Source organism: Nocardia sp. NPDC057668 (genome assembly GCF_042799795.1).
Lineage (GTDB): Bacteria > Actinomycetota > Actinomycetes > Mycobacteriales > Mycobacteriaceae > Nocardia.
The window spans coordinates 123,948-142,175 of sequence record NZ_JBHVIC010000006.1 but is presented as its reverse complement, the minus strand read 5'-3'; the positions used below and the strand labels follow the sequence as shown (position 1 = coordinate 142,175).

At 68.8% G+C, this 18,228-nt stretch carries 20 protein-coding genes; 11 read left to right on the top strand and 9 right to left on the bottom strand.

The window, feature by feature from the left end; genetic code table 11:
• The first annotated feature begins 56 nt into the window (after positions 1-56).
• From ACFVBH_RS31360 to ACFVBH_RS31345, 4 genes are all read left to right on the top strand, one after another.
• Positions 57-869 carry an SDR family NAD(P)-dependent oxidoreductase gene (locus tag ACFVBH_RS31360; RefSeq protein WP_354988608.1) on the top strand — a complete coding sequence of 271 codons (813 nt, stop codon included), beginning with the start codon at positions 57-59 and terminating at the stop codon, positions 867-869.
• An 8-nt stretch (positions 870-877) separates the two neighbouring features.
• Positions 878-1,423: an orotate phosphoribosyltransferase gene (pyrE, locus tag ACFVBH_RS31355; protein ID WP_354988607.1), complete on the top strand. Its 546-nt coding sequence runs from the start codon at positions 878-880 to the stop codon at positions 1,421-1,423.
• A 109-nt stretch (positions 1,424-1,532) separates the two neighbouring features.
• Positions 1,533-2,591: a beta-ketoacyl-ACP synthase 3 gene (locus ACFVBH_RS31350; RefSeq protein WP_354988606.1), complete on the top strand. Its 1,059-nt coding sequence runs from the start codon at positions 1,533-1,535 to the stop codon at positions 2,589-2,591.
• Positions 2,591-3,283 carry a lysoplasmalogenase gene (locus tag ACFVBH_RS31345; protein ID WP_379007177.1) on the top strand — a complete coding sequence of 231 codons (693 nt, stop codon included), beginning with the start codon at positions 2,591-2,593 and terminating at the stop codon, positions 3,281-3,283. The genes ACFVBH_RS31350 and ACFVBH_RS31345 overlap by 1 nt, the downstream gene beginning before the upstream one ends.
• Before the next feature lie 153 nt (positions 3,284-3,436).
• Here the strand turns inward: ACFVBH_RS31345 and ACFVBH_RS31340 are convergent, their stop codons facing one another.
• The 7 genes from ACFVBH_RS31340 to ACFVBH_RS31310 form a co-directional block, all read right to left on the bottom strand.
• Positions 3,437-3,733: a hypothetical protein gene (locus tag ACFVBH_RS31340; RefSeq protein ID WP_379007174.1), complete on the bottom strand. Its 297-nt coding sequence runs from the start codon at positions 3,731-3,733 to the stop codon at positions 3,437-3,439.
• A gap of 89 nt (positions 3,734-3,822) precedes the next feature.
• A complete protein-coding gene (locus ACFVBH_RS31335) occupies positions 3,823-4,929 on the bottom strand; it encodes a phosphotransferase enzyme family protein (protein ID WP_379007172.1) in 1,107 nt (368 codons plus the stop codon).
• Between the two features lie 4 nt (positions 4,930-4,933).
• A complete protein-coding gene (locus tag ACFVBH_RS31330) occupies positions 4,934-6,265 on the bottom strand; it encodes a cytosine permease (RefSeq protein WP_354988603.1) in 1,332 nt (443 codons plus the stop codon).
• 63 nt (positions 6,266-6,328) lie between these two features.
• Positions 6,329-6,775: a hypothetical protein gene (locus tag ACFVBH_RS31325; protein ID WP_354988602.1), complete on the bottom strand. Its 447-nt coding sequence runs from the start codon at positions 6,773-6,775 to the stop codon at positions 6,329-6,331.
• Positions 6,776-7,062: 287 nt separating this feature from the next.
• Entirely contained in the window at positions 7,063-7,668 is a 606-nt protein-coding gene (locus tag ACFVBH_RS31320; RefSeq protein WP_379007168.1) for a Uma2 family endonuclease, read from the bottom strand.
• Positions 7,669-7,708: 40 nt separating this feature from the next.
• Entirely contained in the window at positions 7,709-8,350 is a 642-nt protein-coding gene (locus ACFVBH_RS31315; RefSeq protein WP_379007824.1) for a LuxR C-terminal-related transcriptional regulator, read from the bottom strand.
• 100 nt (positions 8,351-8,450) lie between these two features.
• Complete coding sequence (locus tag ACFVBH_RS31310; RefSeq protein WP_379007165.1) at positions 8,451-9,857, bottom strand: sensor histidine kinase; 1,407 nt, start codon at positions 9,855-9,857, stop codon at positions 8,451-8,453.
• 92 nt (positions 9,858-9,949) lie between these two features.
• Between ACFVBH_RS31310 and ACFVBH_RS31305 the strand changes: the two genes are divergently transcribed.
• The 4 genes from ACFVBH_RS31305 to ACFVBH_RS31290 all read left to right on the top strand — a co-directional run bounded on the left by ACFVBH_RS31305 (position 9,950) and on the right by ACFVBH_RS31290 (position 12,663).
• Positions 9,950-10,279 carry a DUF4190 domain-containing protein gene (locus ACFVBH_RS31305; RefSeq protein ID WP_354988599.1) on the top strand — a complete coding sequence of 110 codons (330 nt, stop codon included), beginning with the start codon at positions 9,950-9,952 and terminating at the stop codon, positions 10,277-10,279.
• Positions 10,280-10,316: 37 nt separating this feature from the next.
• Positions 10,317-10,634, top strand: a complete 318-nt coding sequence (locus ACFVBH_RS31300; protein WP_354988598.1) for a DUF4190 domain-containing protein — start codon at positions 10,317-10,319, stop codon at positions 10,632-10,634.
• Positions 10,635-10,674: 40 nt separating this feature from the next.
• Complete coding sequence (locus ACFVBH_RS31295; protein WP_354988597.1) at positions 10,675-11,358, top strand: RNA methyltransferase; 684 nt, start codon at positions 10,675-10,677, stop codon at positions 11,356-11,358.
• Positions 11,359-11,520: 162 nt separating this feature from the next.
• Positions 11,521-12,663 (top strand): glycoside hydrolase family 76 protein, encoded by a 1,143-nt coding sequence (locus ACFVBH_RS31290; protein WP_379007161.1) that lies wholly within the window; start codon positions 11,521-11,523, stop codon positions 12,661-12,663.
• A 52-nt stretch (positions 12,664-12,715) separates the two neighbouring features.
• On the opposite strand, the gene ACFVBH_RS31285 is transcribed toward ACFVBH_RS31290, so the two are convergent.
• Together ACFVBH_RS31285 and ACFVBH_RS31280 are read right to left on the bottom strand one after the other, a co-directional pair.
• A complete protein-coding gene (locus ACFVBH_RS31285) occupies positions 12,716-13,408 on the bottom strand; it encodes a DedA family protein (protein WP_354988632.1) in 693 nt (230 codons plus the stop codon).
• 23 nt (positions 13,409-13,431) lie between these two features.
• Positions 13,432-14,124, bottom strand: coding sequence for a VTT domain-containing protein (locus ACFVBH_RS31280; protein ID WP_354988631.1), 693 nt, complete (start codon positions 14,122-14,124; stop codon positions 13,432-13,434).
• A gap of 216 nt (positions 14,125-14,340) precedes the next feature.
• On the opposite strand from ACFVBH_RS31280, the gene fbaA reads away from it, so the two are divergent.
• The 3 genes from fbaA to ACFVBH_RS31265 all read left to right on the top strand — a co-directional run bounded on the left by fbaA (position 14,341) and on the right by ACFVBH_RS31265 (position 18,218).
• Positions 14,341-15,378, top strand: coding sequence for a class II fructose-bisphosphate aldolase (gene fbaA, locus ACFVBH_RS31275; RefSeq protein ID WP_354988595.1), 1,038 nt, complete (start codon positions 14,341-14,343; stop codon positions 15,376-15,378).
• Positions 15,379-15,480: 102 nt separating this feature from the next.
• Positions 15,481-16,599: a BTAD domain-containing putative transcriptional regulator gene (locus ACFVBH_RS31270; protein ID WP_354988594.1), complete on the top strand. Its 1,119-nt coding sequence runs from the start codon at positions 15,481-15,483 to the stop codon at positions 16,597-16,599.
• 152 nt (positions 16,600-16,751) lie between these two features.
• Positions 16,752-18,218, top strand: a complete 1,467-nt coding sequence (locus tag ACFVBH_RS31265; RefSeq protein ID WP_379007157.1) for a DUF4185 domain-containing protein — start codon at positions 16,752-16,754, stop codon at positions 18,216-18,218.
• Positions 18,219-18,228 lie beyond the last annotated feature (10 nt).

The following is an 18,228-nucleotide window of genomic DNA, read 5'->3' as shown; positions in this document are numbered from 1 at the left end:
GCACCACCGGTCATCGCCGACCGTGTCCGCCGAGATGTACCGATGATGGGCGATCGATGACCGACAGTTCTCCCGTTTCGCGCCTGCCCGGCGCTCATCGGCCGGTGGCCCTGGTCACCGGGCCGACCTCCGGAATCGGCAAGGCGTACGCCACCCGGCTCGCTTCGCTCGGCTACGACCTGGTGCTGGTGGCGCGGGACGAGCAGCGGCTGGCGGCGCTGGCCCACGAGGTGGAGGTGCGCTTCGGGGCCCGCGCACAGGTGCTGCCCGCCGATCTGGCCCGCGCGCAGGATCGGGACAGGGTGGCGGCGCGGCTGGCCGAAGGCGTCGAATTCCTGGTCAACAACGCGGGTTTCGGGTTCTCCGAGGAGTTCTGGACGTTGTCCCCCGAAGCCCTGCAGTCCCAGCTCGATGTGAACGTCACCGCCGTCGTGCAGCTGACCCGCGCGGCCGTCCCGCCCATGCTGCACGCGGCGAACGGCACGGTGGTGAATGTGGCCAGTATCGCCGGGCTGATACCCGGGAGGGGTTCGACCTACTCGGCCTCCAAGGCGTACGTCGTATCCTTCTCGCAAGGGCTGGCGGGCGGGCTGGCCGGGACCGGCGTCCGGGTGCAGGCATTGTGCCCGGGTCTGGTCCACACCGAATTCCACGAGCGAGCCGGGTTACAGACGCGTTCGCTGCCGCGAGCACTGTGGCTCGACGTGGACGAGGTGGTAGCCGGCTCGTTGCGTGATCTGGAGAAAGCCCGGGTGCTCAGCGTGCCCGGAGCGCAGTACAAAACGATTGCTGCGGTTGCCGGACTGATCCCGAGGTCCCTGGTGACCCGCCTGAATCGGGGCCTGTTCAACGCACGCGGAAGGACATAGACACAGCAATGCAGGTAACGACGACCGACCGGGACAGACTGGCCGAACTCGTGCGCGCCCTCGCGGTGGTGCACGGCAAGGTCACCCTGTCCTCGGGCAAGGAAGCCGACTACTACGTGGACCTGCGCCGGGCCACACTGCATCACGAGGCGGCGCCGCTGATCGGCAAACTGCTGCGTGAACTGGTCGCGGACTGGGATTTCGAATCGGTCGGCGGACTCACCATGGGCGCGGACCCGGTGGCGGCGGCGGTGCTGCACGCGCCCGGCCGGCCCATCAACGCGTTCGTGGTGCGCAAGGCGGCCAAGGCGCACGGCATGCAGCGCCAGATCGAGGGCCCGGACGTCGTCGGTAAGCGGGTGCTTGTGGTGGAAGACACCACGACCACCGGCAACTCCCCGGTCACCGCCGTGCGCGCGCTGCGCGAGGCGGGCGCGATCGTGGTGGGCGTGGCTACCGTGGTGGATCGGGAAACCGGTGCTGACCAGGTGATCGCGGCCGAGGGGCTGGAGTATCGGTCCATTCTGGACCTGAAAGACCTTGCGCTGGGGTAAACAAGATCTTGCTCTGGGCTGAACCGGTGCTCTGGGTTAGCCTGGGTACTGGTCTTCTGTCCGACAACGTGGTCGAACAATGTGTTGCGAAGGGTCGTGTGAGTCACCAGTGGTGAGCATTGCAATCAACAAGGGCAATCAGAATGTTGCGATGCTCGGCATCGGTGCCTATCGACCCACCCGCATTGTCAGCAACGACGAAGTGTGCGAGAAGCTCGATTCCACCGACGAGTGGATCTACGAACGCAGCGGCATCCGTAATCGCCGTTGGGTGAGCGGCGAGGAGTCGCTGCGTTCGATGGCGGTCGCCGCGGGTGAGCGGGCGATCAAGAACAGCGGCATCGATCGCTCCAAGATCGGCGCGCTGATCCTGGCCACCTCGACCTGGCCCGAGATCACCCCGCACGGCGGCCCGACGGTCGCCTCGGATCTGGGCATCAACGGCATTCCGGCCTTCGACCTGGTCTCGGGCTGCGGCGGTTTCGGCTACGGCCTGGGCGTCGCCTCGGATCTGGTGCGCGCCGGTTCCGCCGAATACGTGCTGCTCATCGGTGCCGAGACCATGTCGTTCTCGCTCGACCCCGAGGACCGCGGCACCGCCTTCATCTTCGGTGACGGCGCGGGCGCGGTCATCGTGGGCCCGAGCGAGGAGAACGGCATCTCCCCGACGGTCTGGGGCAGTGACGGCGAGAACGCCTCGGCCATCGGCCAGAACTACAACATCCTCGAAATGATGGATCGCGCAGAGGAATTCCAGCACAAGGATCCCGCGACCGATCCGGTCGGCCGCATGCTGCTGCGCATGGAGGGCCCGCGCGTCTTCCGCTGGGCCGCGGTCACGCTGCCGCGCGCGCTGTCCTCCGCGGTCGAGGCGGCCGGGGTGTCCAAGGACGACATCGAGGTCTTCGTCCCGCACCAGGCCAACGCCCGCATCAACGAGCTCATGCGCAAGAACCTCGGCCTGCCCGACGATCTGCCCATGGCCAACGACATCGAGAACACCGGCAACACCTCGGCGGCCTCGATCCCGCTGGCCATCGAGGAAATGCTGGTCACCGGCAAGGCCAAGGGCGGTCAGCTCGCGCTGCTGCTCGGTTTCGGCGCGGGCCTGACCTACGCCGGCCAGGTCGCGGTGCTGCCCCCGGCCCCGGCCGAGCCCTCCTTCTGATGCCCAGGCCCTTCCGCGCCGCCTTCGTCGGCGCTGCCGCGGTGACGGTGTTCGGCGCCGTCACCGGCCGGGACAAGCTGCAGTGGATCGCCAAGCCGCTGCTCATGCCACTGCTGGCGGCGGACGTGGCGACCAACGACGACGGGCTGCCCGCCGTCGAGCGCACGGTGCTGCTCGGCGCGCTGGCCGCCGCGACCGTGGGCGACGTCCTGCTCATCGAACCCGACGACGACCGCCGATTGATCGCGGGCGCTTCGTCTTTCGCCGTCATGCAGAGCGGGTACTCGTGGCTGTGGTGGCGGCACGGTGCGCGGCCCAAGGCGGCCATCGCCGGGCAGCGCCTGGGCGCGTGGCTCGGCGCGGCCGCGCTCATGCGGGCCAAGGCTCCCGCGGTGGCGCTGCCGCTCACCGCCTACGGTGCCACGCTGGGAACGGCGGCGACCCTGGCCTCGGATCCGGATCTGGCGCCCGGCGCGAAAAATGTTGCGGGCCTGAATATTCCGGGCGCGCACCCGCGCACCCGCCTGGGCGTCGGCGCGCTGCTGTTCACCGTCTCCGACGGCCTGATCGTGCTGCGCAAGATCTTCGCCCGCACCCCGCGCTCGCGCCGGGTGACCGAGGGCGTCATCCTCGGCACCTACGCCACGGCGCAATATCTGCTGGCCGACCCCCGCGCCCACGTGCGCGGGTAGTGAGTCGAAACCCCCCGGACCGCAAGAGCTTCCGAGCGGGGTGACGCGGTCCAAGGGCCTGTGCCCGATCGGACGGACCGGCGCGAACAGTCCCGCGGCAGGGGACGCCGTCGGGCGTCGAGGCAGGTCGCGTCCATCGAGTCGGCCACGGCGCTAGTTTCGAACGCCCGACCCGCTCGCGGCGGCGTTGTACAGCTGCATCGCGGGGCAGGAGGCCGGGTCCGCGGCCCGGGCACACAGGCCGAATGCCAGGAAGGCCAGCGGGAACAGCACCGGGGCGACGATGGCGTCGGTCAGCGCGGAACCGGTTGTCGCGATCGGCGTGACGGCCACTTCCTGCGCGGTGGCGGGAGCCGGGTCGAGGGTGAGGGGAGCGGCGGTCGCGGTCGCGGATCCGATCGCGGCCGACACCAGCACCGCCGCCACGGCAGCCTTCGCCAACGTCTTCATCATCGCTCTTTCGTTCACGGGACTGATTTGCGAACACTGTAGTTCACCAACGGGGTTGTGAATCGGTTTCGCTTCATATCGAGCGTGCGTCAGGGCAGGTGGTGGAGCAGGGTCCTGCCCTCGTCGCCCGACCACCAGGCGGTGTGGCCGAGAAAGTAGTGGGTGTAGGCGATTTCGGCGTTCTCGGGGTTGCCGCCGGGGACGACGCCGAGGAAGTAGTCGATCTCGGAGAGTTCGTATTCGGCGTGCACCAGGGGGACCAGGTCGCGCAGGGCGTACATCTCGTAGCCGGTCAGGGTGCGCACGCTCGTGTAGCCGTCGAGCAGGGCTCGCACCTGATCGGGGCGGGGCCGGGCCGGGCCGCCCGTGCGCAGGGAGATCCAGTCGACGGCGCAGCGCTCGATCGCCACCGCCAGGTCGTGGACGGCGGCCGTGCGGTCGCAGAGGCCGAAATCCAGTACGGTGGAAGGCTTCTCGTGTTCCCAGAGCAGGTTGGTGCCGTGCCAGTCGTTGTGCGTCCACAGCGGGGAGAGATGTTCGAGAACGGTGCGCAGGCGATGGTGGAAGGGCAGGTGCAGGCGCTCGACATCGGCGCGCCAGTCCCGGGCGGCGAGGAAATCGGCCAGGACCGGGCGGTCGGCCGCGTAGCGCTCCATCGCCGTCATCGGATCGGCCGCGGAGAAGATGGTGAAGCTCGCCAGTAGCGGGCGCGGCGGTCGCGCGGGGGCGTCGTATCCCCGTGCGGCCAGGTGCAATTCGGCCAGCGCGCGACCGGCCGCGGTGGCCTGTTCGAGCGTGAGATACGGGGTCCAGGAGAAGGTTCCGCGGTACAGGTCCGCGCCGGCGCCGAGTTCCTGTACCTCGTAGGTGAATTCACCGTGCTCGCGGGTGAGCGCGATACGCGGAACGGGGATTCCCCGCGCGCGCAGGTGGTTCATGAAGCCGTGTTCCTCGGCGAGCGCGGTCGCGTCGCGCAGGGCCCGGGGCAGGCGTTTGACTATGAGTGGGCGGCCGTCGGCGGTCCGGACCCGAGCGGTCGCGGACAACGGCCGGGGACTGTGCCATTCGAGCGCCGCGCCGGGCGCCACGTCGATGTCGGGGGACAGGACCGCCGCGACTTCGGGGGAGGTCAGCGGCGGCCAGTCGGGGGCGACCAGCGGATCCGAACCCATGCCGAAGACGCGGTCGTCCGTCATCGAGTCAGGCCCTTCGTCGTTCCAGCGCCACGAGGATTCCGGTCACCGCCGCCGCCGACAGGAACGCGAACGCGGAGGCCGAGGTCCACCACGTGGCGTGAATGCCGGTGGCGTCCTGCACCCTGGTCCAGAAGCCGACCCACCAGCTGATCGAACCCGGGTTGATGAGCTGGTACACCACGAAGCCGATCACCCACGGCAGCAGCATGAGCGGGCGGGCGGGCGCGTGCTGGGTGAGGTCCCAGGTGTGGCGGCCGCGGCCGAAGAAGTAGTCGACGATCAGCACCGCGCTGAGCGGGACGAAGACCGAGCCGATCAGGTACAGGAAGTTCGCGTAGCCGCTGAAATCGCGCACCGGCAGCGCCAGCAGTGTGACCAGGACGCCGACGCCCAGGGCGAGAACGCGGCGGTCCACCTTGGGCAGCAGGTTCTGGATGGACATGGCGGTGGAGTACACGTTGGCGAAGGACTGATCGGTTTCGCGCAGCACCAGCACCGCGAAGAAGGCCCAGCCCGCCGCCACCCCGAGCAGGGTGTCGAAGATCTTGGACGGATCGCCGCCCGCCTGCAGGATGGCGAGAATGCCGAGCAGGTAGCACCAGAACTGCGCCACCGAATAGCCGATGACGGTGGCCGCGCCCGCGGTGCGGGCGGTGCGCGAGTGCCGGGTGTAGTCCGCGGCCAGCGGGACGAAGGACACCGAGACCGCCAGGGTGGTGTCCACCGCGGGGAAGAACCCGCTCCAGCTGGATCCGGTGACCTCCGGAATCGGTTGCCGCAGTAGCTGAACGGTGAAGTAGATCAGGGCGATGCCCACCGCGACCGAGACGTACTTGCGCAGGATGTGCAGCACCCGCAGCGGCCAGATGGCCATGACGGTGGAGAGCGCACCGGCCGCGAAGATCACCAGGGCGTGCGGCACCTTGTCGTCGGTGAGTGCGGCGATGCCCAGCGCGATGACGGTGAGTTCGTAGACGCCCCAGCCGACGCACTGCACGATGTTGGCCACCGTGGGCACGTAGGACAGCCTGGTCCCGAACAGTCCGCGCAGCACCGCCATCGCCGGCGCACCGGTCCGGGTGCCCACCATGCCGGTTCCGGCGACCATGGCGATGCCGGCCACGGTGCCGAGCAGGGTGGCCAGCAAAGCCCCCGCGATCGGCAACGGCGGATGGCCGGTGGGGAACAGCACGTAGGCCGCGCCGCTGAAACCGATCAGGCTGACGCCGAGATTCAGCCAGAAGGCCGCCTGGTCGCTGAAGCTCAGCGTGCGCGGCGGCTCGGTGTCGAGCAGCAGCGGCGCTTCCTGGCGGTCGGGCGGTGTAGCGGTACTCATGGGTCGTGATGCTACGGGGCATTGCGGGTAAAACGGTCAGCTAGCTCCCGGCATACCCGGCCGTCAGAGGCAGAGCATTATGCGGTCGCGATTGCGGGGATCCACGCGGATCGACAGGGTGCCGCCCACCGCGATCAGCGGGCGAACCATCGGCTCCACGTCGAACACGATGCGCCCCCGGTAGGTCTCCGAACCCGGCACCACCAACTCCAGGTCGATCTGGGTCAGCTCGGTGCAGTGGTCGGTGCGGCGCAGCGGATGCACCGCCTCGATGTTGGCCCAGCCTTCGAGTCCGTGCCGCAGCAGTTTGCGATCCTCGCGAGAAGGGCGCTGCGCCAGCAACATCGCCACGCCGAGGAAACAGCCGAACAATCCGACCAGGGCGACGACCTGCAACGCCACCGTGCCGGGCGGGGTGCGGGGCAGCAGCCACGCGAGCCAGACGGCGAGGGTGATCAGGTACAGGGCGGTCACGCCGAGCACGGTGCGTATGACGCGCGCGTGGTCCATGGGAACCTCCACCACGGCTGCTGGAACTCCAGGATAGTCCCGGTGTTCGCCGCCGGTGCCGGATCGGGCCGCCGCGCGCCGGAGTGCGGCGCGGTCGTTATCTACGACAGAGTGCCGTAGTGCCACAGGGGAATTGGCGCTGCCTGTGTCGGTGGACCCGGCTCGGGACCGTACCGGGTCGGCCGCCGTTCGGTGCTCGGGTCCGGCTCGTAGCGGCACGCGGAAATCAGGCTCGCGAATGACGGGTGGGAGTCGCGCCGTATCGGGGCGCTGCGACCCGGCACGGCCTACGGCGCGGTGCGCAGCGCGGTGAGGGCGTCCAGATCCAGCGGAATGCTCAACCCGTCGAGTTCGAGCGTCACCCGGCCGGTGTGCTCGCCGGTCTGTGCGTATCGGCCGCCGTCCAGCCGGTGGGTGCGCAGGCGCACCGCGCCGTCGATGTCGAGCAGCCAGTACTCGGCGATGCCGCTCTCGGCGTACTCGGTCATCTTCATGATCCGATCGGTGCGCCGGGAGCCGGGGGAGATGATCTCGATGGCCGCCAGCACATCCGCGGGCGCGACCCGGTCGGCGTGCGCGGCCCCGGCCGGACCGCCCACCACCAGCACGTCGGGCACCCGCACGGTCGGCGGCGTGCCGTCGTCGATCACCAATTCGATGCGCGCCAGCGCCGCCACCGAGCGCGGCAGCGCCGGTTCCAGCTGGGCGGCCAGCCGCCACACGGCCAGTTGGTGGCGCGGGGGCTGCGGTGACACCACCAGCACGCCGTCCACGAGTTCGCGGCACCGGCCGCGCTCGAGCTCGGGCAGCGCGGACCATTCGCCGAGGGTCAATAGGTGATCAGGCCAGGACGCAACCGTTTTCAGCGCTGCTGTAGTAGTCGGGCGCACCATGGGACCAGTCTTCCACGCCCGGCAACCGCACAGCGATGTTTCACCCCTTCAACCGCAGAACCGCGAGCACCCGGCGGTGGTGCAGATCCGAGGGCGGTAGCTCCAGCTTCGTGAAGATGTTTCCGATGTGCTTCTCCACCGCGCGCTCGGTCACCGTGAGGGCGTGCGCCAGCGCGGAATTGGACAGACCCTGGGCCATCAGTTCGAGCACCTCGCGTTCGCGCGGGGTGAGCCGGGCCAGTGAATCCTGTTGCCGTGCCGCGCCCATGAGCTGGCTCACCACTTCCGGATCGAGCGCGGTGCCGCCGGTCGCGACCCGCTGCAGGGCGTCGATGAAGTCGCCGATATCGGCCACCCGATCCTTGAGCAGGTAGCCGACCCCGCCCGCGCCCGCGGCGAGAAGTTCGGTGGCGTAGCGGGTTTCGATCCACTGCGAGAACACCAGTACCCCGGTGCCCGGATGGCTGCGGCGCAACTCCAGGGCGGCGAGCAGACCCTCGTCGGTGAAGGTCGGCGGCATCCGCACGTCCACCACGGCTACTTCCGGGCGATGCTCGATCACGGCCGCGCGCAGCGCCGCCCCGTCGCCGACCGCGGCCACCACCCGGTGGCCGCGCTCGGCGAGCAGGGCGACGAGCCCGTCCCGCAGGATCGCGTTGTCCTCGGCGACGACCACCCGCAATTCGGCCGGGGCCGGGGAATTCGCGCTGCTCACGGTCTCTCTCCTCTCGGTGCGGTCCCGCGGATCACCGCGCGCCCTCGTGCCGCCGTGGCCCGTCGCGTCACTGTGGCCCATCGAGCGGCAGGACCAGGGTGACCACGGTGGGCCCGCCGATCGGACTGTCGACGGCGAGGGTGCCGTCCACCGCCAGGGCGCGCGCGGCCAGCCCGGCCAGTCCGCCGCCGACGGTGCGCTCCCCGCCGTTGATCACCGGTTGCAGCGCGCCGCCACCCCCGTTGTCCCGGACGCTGACCGCGACCCGATCGTTTCCGGTCGGCAGCACCGCGACCCAGATCCGGTTCGCGCCAGCGTGTTTGGCGACATTCGTGAGCAGTTCGGCGACCGAGAAGTACGCGATGGACTCGATGGCCGGGCTGGGCCGGCGCGGCAGCAGCACCCGCAGTTCCACCGGGATGGCCGAGCGTGCCGCCAGGGTCTCCAGCGCCGCCTCCAGCCCGAGTTCCAGTGCGGGCGGGTGGATTCCGCGCACCAGCTCGCGCAGTTCGGTCAGCGCCTCCTTGGATCCGGCGCGGGCCTGTGCGATGAGTTCGCTCGCTTCGCCGCCGGTGGCCAGGCGCTCCTCGGCGCGGCCGAGCATCATGGCGATGCTGACCAGGCGCGCCTGGGTGCCGTCGTGCAGATCGCGCTCGAGGCGGCGCAGGGTGGCGGCGGCGTCGTCCACGGCGGCGCGGCGGCTCTGCCGGAGTTCGGCCATCCGCCGATCCCGGGCGGTCGGGGTGAGCAGCCAGCGCGCGAACAGCCGGTGCGGCAGGCAGACCAGGCGAATCAGCCAGGGCAGGGCGAAGCAGAGGACGATGCCCACCGCGGACAGCGCCAGATTGCGCGGCCAGGTGTCGAAGTAGAAGTCTCGGATCTGCAGGATCGAATGATGTTCCACCCCATCGGCATCCACGTTGACCGGATGGAACAGCGCCCAGGGGATGGGGGAGATCGCGGTGAACACCGTCATCGCCACCACGACCAGCGTCAGGTAGCCCACCACCACGCCGAGCGCGCCCTGCACGAGCATGAACGCCAGCGCGCGCCAGGAAACCTGATCGGTGAACGCGCTGCGCAGCCAGCCCAGCAGGCCCGGCCGGCCCACGAAGGTCGGTGGCTCGGGCAGGTCGTTGTCCAGCAGCACCCGATGCAATCCGCGATAGACGTGCCCCCAGATCCGGCCGCCGAGAATGACCGCCGCCAGCAGCGGAATGCCGACCAGGAAGATCGAGAGATAGCCCGCGCCACCCATTCCGAAGAACAGGTAGGTGGCCGCGGCGCAGTCCAGGACGAAGACCACGACGAGGTAGAACAGTTCCTTCCAGGTCCGCAGGCGGAACGGGGCGAGCAGCACCGTGCGCCACAGCGGTTCCGGGGCGGCGGCGTCCGGCGGCGGTCCGGCGGGCGGGGTGTTCGTCGAATCGGGCATATCGAGTACCAGGGTAGGCAGCGCGGCGGTTTCGCTCATCACATCATCGTGGTCGCGCGGGGTGGGTGCGGGCGATGGAGCAGACCCGTAAATGCGGGGTGTGGACAGCACCACCACCTAGCATCATGCCCATGAGCTACGAGTATCCGCCGCCGGGCAACCCGCCTCCGCCGCAGCCCGGGTACTACGGCGCCCCGCCGCCGGATCATCCGCAGTCCACCACCGTGCTGATCCTGGGCATCCTGAGTCTGGTGCTGTGCCAGCTGCTCGGGCCGGTCGCCTGGGTGATGGGCAAGCGGGTGCGCGACGAGATCGACGCCTCGCACGGGACCGTCGGCGGTCGCGGCATGGTGAACGCGGGCTACATCTGCGGCATCGTGGCCACCTGCCTGCTCGGGCTGGGTCTGCTGGTGGTCGTGCTGGCCGTCGTGATCGGCGCTTTCGCCGGCACCACGAACTAGGCACGCGCTCACCGCGCCGCCGAAATACGATGGTGCGGTGAGTTACCCGCCCTACGGCTATCCCGTGTACCCGCACTACGGTCCGCCGCCGGACCATCCGCAGGCCACCACCATCATGGTGCTCGGCATTCTGAGCCTGGTGCTGTGCCAGCTCCTGGGGCCGGTCGCGTGGATCATGGGCGCGCGGGCGCGCAAGGAGATCGACTACTCCGGCGGCCAGCTCGGCGGGCGCGGCAACGTGCAGGTCGGCTACATCTGCGGAATCATCTCCACCTGCATCATGGGGCTGCTGATTCTCTTCTACGGTGGCGTGATCCTGTACGCGGTCCTGTCCACCGACTCCGGCACCTACTGACCCGCGGGGGAGCGCACCGGGCGGTCACTACGATGGCCGGGTGAGTTCCGCCCCGACAGCCGACGATCCACTCGCCCCCGGTCCGACCGAATGGGGCGAGCATCCGCACGGCGTCGGGCCCTGGCGGGCGGAGTTCGGCTCCGAACCGCCGGCCGACCCGCGCCTGGATCCCGAGCTGCTCGCCGACGGTGACCGCCGCAACGTGGTCGACGCCTACCGGTACTGGACCCGCGAGGCGATCGTCGCCGATCTGGACACGCGCCGGCATCGGTTCCACGTGGCCATCGAGAACTTCGGCCACGACGCCAACATCGGCACGGTCGTGCGCACCGCCAACGCCTTCGGCGCGGCCGCCGTCCATATCGTCGGCCGCAAGCGCTGGAATCGGCGCGGGGCCATGGTGACCGACCGCTACCAGCACATCCACCATCACGCCGATACCGCGGAGCTGCTCGAATACGCTGCTGCCCAAGGTCTTACGGTCGTCGCGGTGGACAACGTCCCGGGTTCGGTGCCGCTGGAGACCGCCGAGCTGCCGCGCGACTGCCTGCTGCTGTTCGGCCAGGAGGGTCCCGGCGTCACCGACGCCGCCAAACACGCGGCCCGGCTCACCGTCTCCATCGCCCAGTTCGGGTCCACCCGCAGCATCAACGCCGGCGTCGCGGCGGGCATCGCCATGCACGCCTGGGTCCGGCAGCACGCGGACCTGACCGACGCCTGGTAGCCGCGCCGGCTCACGCGTCGGCACGTCCTGTCCCACGACGGCCGCGCCGCGGCCCGACTTTTCCGCCGCGCGACCGCTGCCACCGGCCGAACAGCGAGCGCGAGCCGGAAAGTGGTAACAAATCAGCCACATGGCGGGCTGTCCGGCTGGCACGATATGTCCATGACTTCGCGGACCGGGCGTAATACCGAGTCGAGCGCTGCTTTGTGGGCCGAGCGCGCCGATCTGGCGGAGTCGGCGATCGTCGCGCGGCATCTGCGCCCGCTGTGGGCGATTCCGGGGACGACGCTGGGGGTGGTGGGCTGGCCCGCCACCAAGCGCGAGCGCGCCTTCATGTTCTGGCACTACTGGTGGCAGGCGCACCTGATCGACTGCGCGGTCGACGCGGCCAATCGCGCGCCGACCCCGACTCGGCGGCGGCGGATCTCGACCATCGCGCAGGGGATGCGGACACGCAATCTCACGGGGTGGACCAACAACTACTACGACGACATGGCGTGGCTGGCCATCGCACTCGAGCGTGCCGAGCGTACCCAGGGCATCACCGAGGTGCGCGGCGGGCTGCTCGCGCTGGAGAAGGATCTGTACACCGGCTTCGAACCGCAGTTCGGCGCGGTGCCGTGGCGGCGCGGGTCGGACTATTTCAACGCCCCTGCGAACGGACCGGTCGGCATCGCCATGGCCCGGCTCGGGCGCTACACCCGCGCCCAGGAGATCTCCGACTGGCTCGATCACACCCTGCGGGACAAGGACTCCGGCCTGATCGTGGACGGGATCCACCTCCCCTCGGGCGAGATCGAGACGCCCACCTACAGCTACTGCCAGGGCGTGGTGCTCGGCCTCGAAACCGAATTGGCCGTGCACACCGGCGAACCCAGGCACGTGGACCGCGCGGTGCGCCTGCTCGCGGCCATCGAGGAACATCTCGTGGCGGGCGGCGTGGTCGCCGGCGACGGCGGCGGGGACGGCGGGCTGTTCAACGGGATCCTGATCCGCTACCTGGCCCTGATGGCGCTCATGCTGCCGGGGGAGGAGCAGGCGCAGGTGAACGCGCGGCGCGGGGCGGCGGCGATCGTGTGCCGCTCGGCCGTCGCGGCTTGGGAGAACCGCCTCGACGTGGACGGGAATCCGCTGTTCGGAGCCGACTGGCGGCAGCCGGCGCGACTACCGCGCATCTCCGGTGCGGGCATGCTCGAGGGCGGCTCGATCACGGCCTCGCGCACCCCCGAACGCGATCTGTCCGTACAGCTTTCGGGCTGGAAACTGATGGAAGCGGCACACGTCGTCTGCGCGGCGGGCTTCTGATTCGCGCGGGTCGTGGTCATCCACCGTGCGGACCGCTATCGGACGGTGCGTTTCAGGCCGTGTGGCGGTGCACCTGGGGGATGGGCTCGGTATCGCACTCGAGGTCGAAATCCTCGGCGGGACGGGCCATCTCCACGCGGTACTGGCGCACGCCCACGATGGTGCCGAGCACCAGGCCGACGATCAGGGTGCAGATCACCGCGGGCATCAGCCAGTCCATGCCCTCCAGGAAACCGCCGGCGTAGAAGCCGACCAGCAGCAGCACCGGGGCCCAGATGATCGCGCCGATCGTCGAGGCGACGGTGTAGCGGCGATGGTCCATCCCGGCCGCGCCCGCGACCAGCGGGCACAGCGTGCGCACCCACGGAATCCAGCGCGCGACAAGCACTGCCAAGAACCCGTGCCGGTGCAGTAGTTCGGCCACCCGGGTCAGGTTCCGGGTGTTGATGTACTTGCCGTTCTTTCGAGCCACCAGGTGATCCCCGGTTCTCTGCCCGATCACGTACCCGACCTGGTTGCCCGCGACGGCCGCGATCATCGCGCCGACCGAGAGCGCCCAGACGTGCGCCTCGCCGGTGCCGTGCGCGGCCAGCACGATGCCGGCCGTCAGCAGCATGGAGTCACCGGGCAGGAAGAGCCCGATGATCAGTGCGCACTCGAGGAATACGAAGGTCAGTACGACTGTCCAGACCAACACCGGTCCGGCCGTTTCGAGCGGTCCGAAACCGCCCATGGCGACGTTCATCGGGTGGGTGGACACCTTTTGGCTCAGTGATTCGACTTGTTCATGGTGACCGCGAACTCATCGGTATCGGCGGTCGCGTTCGAATCGTCCGTCGTATTGCGGTTCCGCAGGTTCCGGACCACCGCGCCGATGCCCGGCAGGATCGAGATGAACACGATCAGCAGGAAGATGGCCTCGATGTTCTTCCGGATGAACTCGACGTTGCCGAGGAAGTAGCCCAGCACCGTGATGCCGCCGCCCCACAGGATCGCGCCGACGATGTCGAAGGCGACGAACTTGCGGTAGTCCATCTTGGACACACCGGCCAGCACCGGCATGAACGTGCGCACGATGGGCACGAAGCGGGCCAGGATGATGGTCTTGGGACCGTGCTTCTCGAAGAACTCGTGCGTCTCGGTGACGTACTTCTTCTTGAAGAAGCGGCTGTCTTCCTTCTTGAAGATCGCCGGGCCGATGCCGCGGCCGATCCAGTACCCGGACTGGTCACCGAGGAACGCGACCAGGATGGTCAGCGGGACCAGCACCCAGATGTTGAGACCGGCGGGCGCGGGATCCTGCGCGGCCAGCATGCCGCCGGTGAACAGCAGCGAGTCGCCGGGGAGCAGTGGGAACAGCAGGCCGGTCTCGATGAAGACGATCGCCAGGATCGCGCCGAGCACAACTTTGCTCAGCCATGTCTCGGTGAGGAGATACATGGGATCGAGAATCTCGGGCATCGCGACGGTGGTCGTCACGGCATCGGATACGGCCAGCAAGGTCACGGCCACCACCCTACCGGTGATTGCTATGTCACACCGAACCTCGAAGCAACCTCACAAACTTGTCAGGTGTCCGGGACCTATTCCGAGGCAATTGCCAGGCGAAAAGCGGATTGGCTTAGTGTGTGGCCTGACAGAATTTGTTGTACACAGCACACCACAGTGGAGGTCATTGTGCCCATCGCGACTCCGGAGATCTACGCCGAGATGATTGCTCGGGCCAAGGAGAACTCCTTCGCGTTCCCCGCGATCAACTGCACGTCTTCCGAGACGATCAACGCCGCGATCAAGGGTTTCGCCGATGCCGGCAGTGACGGCATCATCCAGTTCTCCACCGGTGGCGCCGAATTCGGTTCCGGTCTGGGTGTCAAGAGCATGGTCACCGGTGCGGTGGCGCTCGCGGAGTTCGCGCACGTCGTGGCCGCCGAGTACGACATCACCATCGCGCTGCACACCGACCACTGCCCGAAGGACAAGCTGGACACCTTCGTCCGGCCGCTGATCGCCATTTCCGCCGATCGCGTCAAGTCCGGCCTGAACCCGCTGTTCCAGTCGCACATGTGGGACGGCTCGGCCATCCCGATCGACGAGAACCTCGAGATCGCCAAGGAACTGCTCAAGCAGTGCCATGCCGCGAACATCATCCTCGAGGTCGAGATCGGCGTCGTCGGCGGCGAAGAGGACGGCGTCGAGGCCGAGATCAACGACAAGCTCTACACCTCGCCCGAGGACTTCCAGAAGACCATCGACGCGCTGGGCGCGGGCGAGAACGGCAAGTACCTGCTGGCCGCCACCTTCGGCAACGTGCACGGTGTGTACAAGCCGGGCAACGTCGTGCTCAAGCCCGAGGTGCTCGCCGAGGGCCAGCGTGTGGCCGCGGCCAAGCTGGGCCTGGGCGCGGACGCGCAGCCGTTCGACTTCGTGTTCCACGGTGGTTCGGGCTCGCTGAAGTCCGAGATCGAGGATTCGCTGCGCTTCGGCGTGGTGAAGATGAACGTCGACACCGACACCCAGTACGCCTTCACCCGTCCGGTCGCCGGCCACATGTTCGGCAACTACGACGGCGTCCTCAAGATCGACGGTGAGGTCGGCAACAAGAAGGTCTACGACCCGCGCAGCTACCTCAAGAAGGCCGAAACCTCCATGGCCGCGCGCGTCTTCGAGGCGGCCCACGACCTGAAGTCGGCGGGCCGTTCCATCAGCGCCAAGTAAGGTAAGCCACGAAGCCGGAGAAAACTCCGGCGCAGTGAGCTGAGCGTGCCGCGGCTGCCCAGTGCTGCCGCGGCCGTTCGCTGTTATACGAGGTGCAGGGCAATGACTCTCGATGTGCGGGTCCTCGGACCTGTGCAGGTGCTGGTCGGCGGCCGTCCAGTGCTGGTCGGCGGCCCCAAGCCGCGCGCGCTGCTCGCGGCGCTGACCGTGAACCGGCGGCGCGCGGTGTCGTCGCAGGCGCTGGCGAACTACGTCTGGAACGACGATCCGCCGGATTCCTACCAGGCCAGCCTGCAGGTGTTCGTCTCCAATATTCGCAAGACGCTGCGCAACGCCGGCGTCGACTCGGTCGCCGTGCTGCGGACCGAGGCGTCCGGCTATCGCCTCGAGATCCCCGACGCGGATTGCGATCTCGGTCGTTTCGAGAGCATGCACCGGGCGGGCAAGGAAGCCGCCGCGATCGGCGATCACGCGGGCGCGGCCCGGTTGTACGCGAGCGCGCTGCAGGAATGGAGCGGCCGGGCGCTGGACGACCTGTCCGGGCTGTCCTTCGCCGGGGACTTCGCCACCGCCATGAACGAGGAGCGGCTGCTGGTCGCCTCCGCGCGCATCGACGCCGAGATCGCCTGCGGGAACGCGCGTTCGGTGATCGGCGAGCTGGTGTCGATGACCAACGCGCATCCCCTGCGCGAACCGCTGTGGGCGCAGCTCATCACCGCGCTCTACCTCTCCGATCGCCAGGCCGACGCGCTCGAGGCGTGCCGGCGCGTGCGCACGGTGCTCTCGGCCGAACTCGGCATCGATCCGGGTCCGGCCATCACCGCGCTGGAACAGCGGGTGCTGCGCCAGGAGCCGCTGCACACCGGAGCCATCGCCGAGATCGAGGCGCAGGCCAAGGCCATGACCGAGACGGTCACCGAGATGCCGCGGGCGATCCGGGCGGGGCAGCTGCGGACCGCGGACGGGCGGGCCGTTCCGATCGGCATCGGCGGCATCAAGATCGGGCGCATGGTCGACAACGACCTGATCCTGGACGACCCCAAGGCGAGCCGGTACCACGCGCACATCACCCCGAGCCGGGCCGGACTGCTCATCAAGGATCTGGGCTCGGCCAACGGCGTCTACATCAACGAGACGGCCATCGAGACCTCGGTGGTGCTCGCCGACGGCGACGCGATTCGCATCGGGTCCACGGTCTTCGTGTTCCACGCCGCGCGCTGAGCGGCGTCCGCGCCGGATCCTCGCGCGCACCGGGTGGTTCGGCGCGCCGATCTCGCACGTGATCTTCCCCGGCGAGTACGGGTGCGTCGCGCGAAAAGGCGGGTAGGGTCGGTCGCCGGATGTGTCCGGTGAGTCCTATCGAAGGGTGACGCATGGCCAAGCGCATGCTGGCCGCCGTGGGCGCGGTGGTTGTCGGGGCCGGGATGCTGGTGTCCGCGAACACCCCGCAGGCCCTGGCCGATCCGGCGGAATCCGGTGCGGAGAAACGGATTCCCGGTATCGGGCCGTGCAAGTCCGATCCCGCACCGGTGCACGAGACGCTCGTGCCCGACCGGATGGAGATGCCCATCGCCTATCCGGTGGTCACCGTCGATCCGGGGCCGCCCAAGGAGAACACCACCCGGATCGCGATGGAGCTGCCCGCCGATCCGTGCGAGAACCCCTGCCCGGATCTCACCGACGCGCCCGCGGCCGCGCCCAGTCTCCAGGAGCAGCTCGGGATACCGCAGCTGATCCTCAAGCCGCAGCCCTTTCACTTCGCCTTCCCCGACCCGGATCCCGCGCCGATGCCGCCCGCGCCCGAGGCCGTGCAGCCGATCAGCGAGACCGCGCCGCAGTCCCCGGCCCGCGCCGTGCCGCGCGTCTCGCAGGTCCGCGAGGTGGCCAAGCTGACCGGGGCGAGCTCGATCAACCGCACCGACAAGCGCTGGCAGGTCGAGGGCACCGATCTGGGGATCATCTGGGAGAGCAAGCCGGGCGAGGTCGCCATCGCGTTCGGCGACTCGGTCGGCGACGACTTCCACCCGCCGGGCGGATTCGGCAACGACTGGCGCAGCAATCTGCTGGCCTTCAGCACCGATCGCGAACTCGGTGACGGGGTCACCATCGACCGCTTCGTGACCGACAGCCGTTGTCACGCTGTCGAATTGCTGACCAGCAAGAAGCTCGACAACATCGAGATCACCACGATTCCGACCTCCGGCTTCGCCATCGGGGACCGGCAGTACATGAGCTACATGTCGATTCGCACCTGGAACTCGATCCCGGGCACGTGGTTCACCAACTACGGCGGGCTGGCCTACTCCGACGACCACGGGCAGACCTGGGTCAAGGACGCGCACGCCAAGTGGGACAACATCTTCGGCGTCTCCAACTTCCAGGTGAGCGCCATGGTGCCCGAAGGCGACTACGTCTACATGTTCGGCACCCGCAACACCCGCCTCGGGGCGGTGGGGCTGGCGCGGGTGCCCAAGGATCAGGTGCTAAACACGACCGCGTACCAGTACTGGCGGGACGGCTCCTGGACGCCGGTCGGCGGGTACCAGGCCGCCTCGACCATCGTGGACGCCCCCGCGGCCGAGCTGTCGGTGAACTACGACGCGGACCGCAAGGTCTGGCAGATGAGCTATCTGGACACCGCCAAAGCGGCTCTGGTTGTGCGGGAGTCGGATTCGCCGCAGGGGGTGTGGTCGCCGAGCGCGGTGACGGTGACCGCCGCGCAGTTCCCGGAGCTGTACGGCGGATTCATTCATCCCTGGTCGACGGCGAACGATCTGTACTTCACCATGTCGACCTGGAACGACTACAACGTGTATCTGATGCACGTGCGGGTGGAGTAACCGCCGGTAG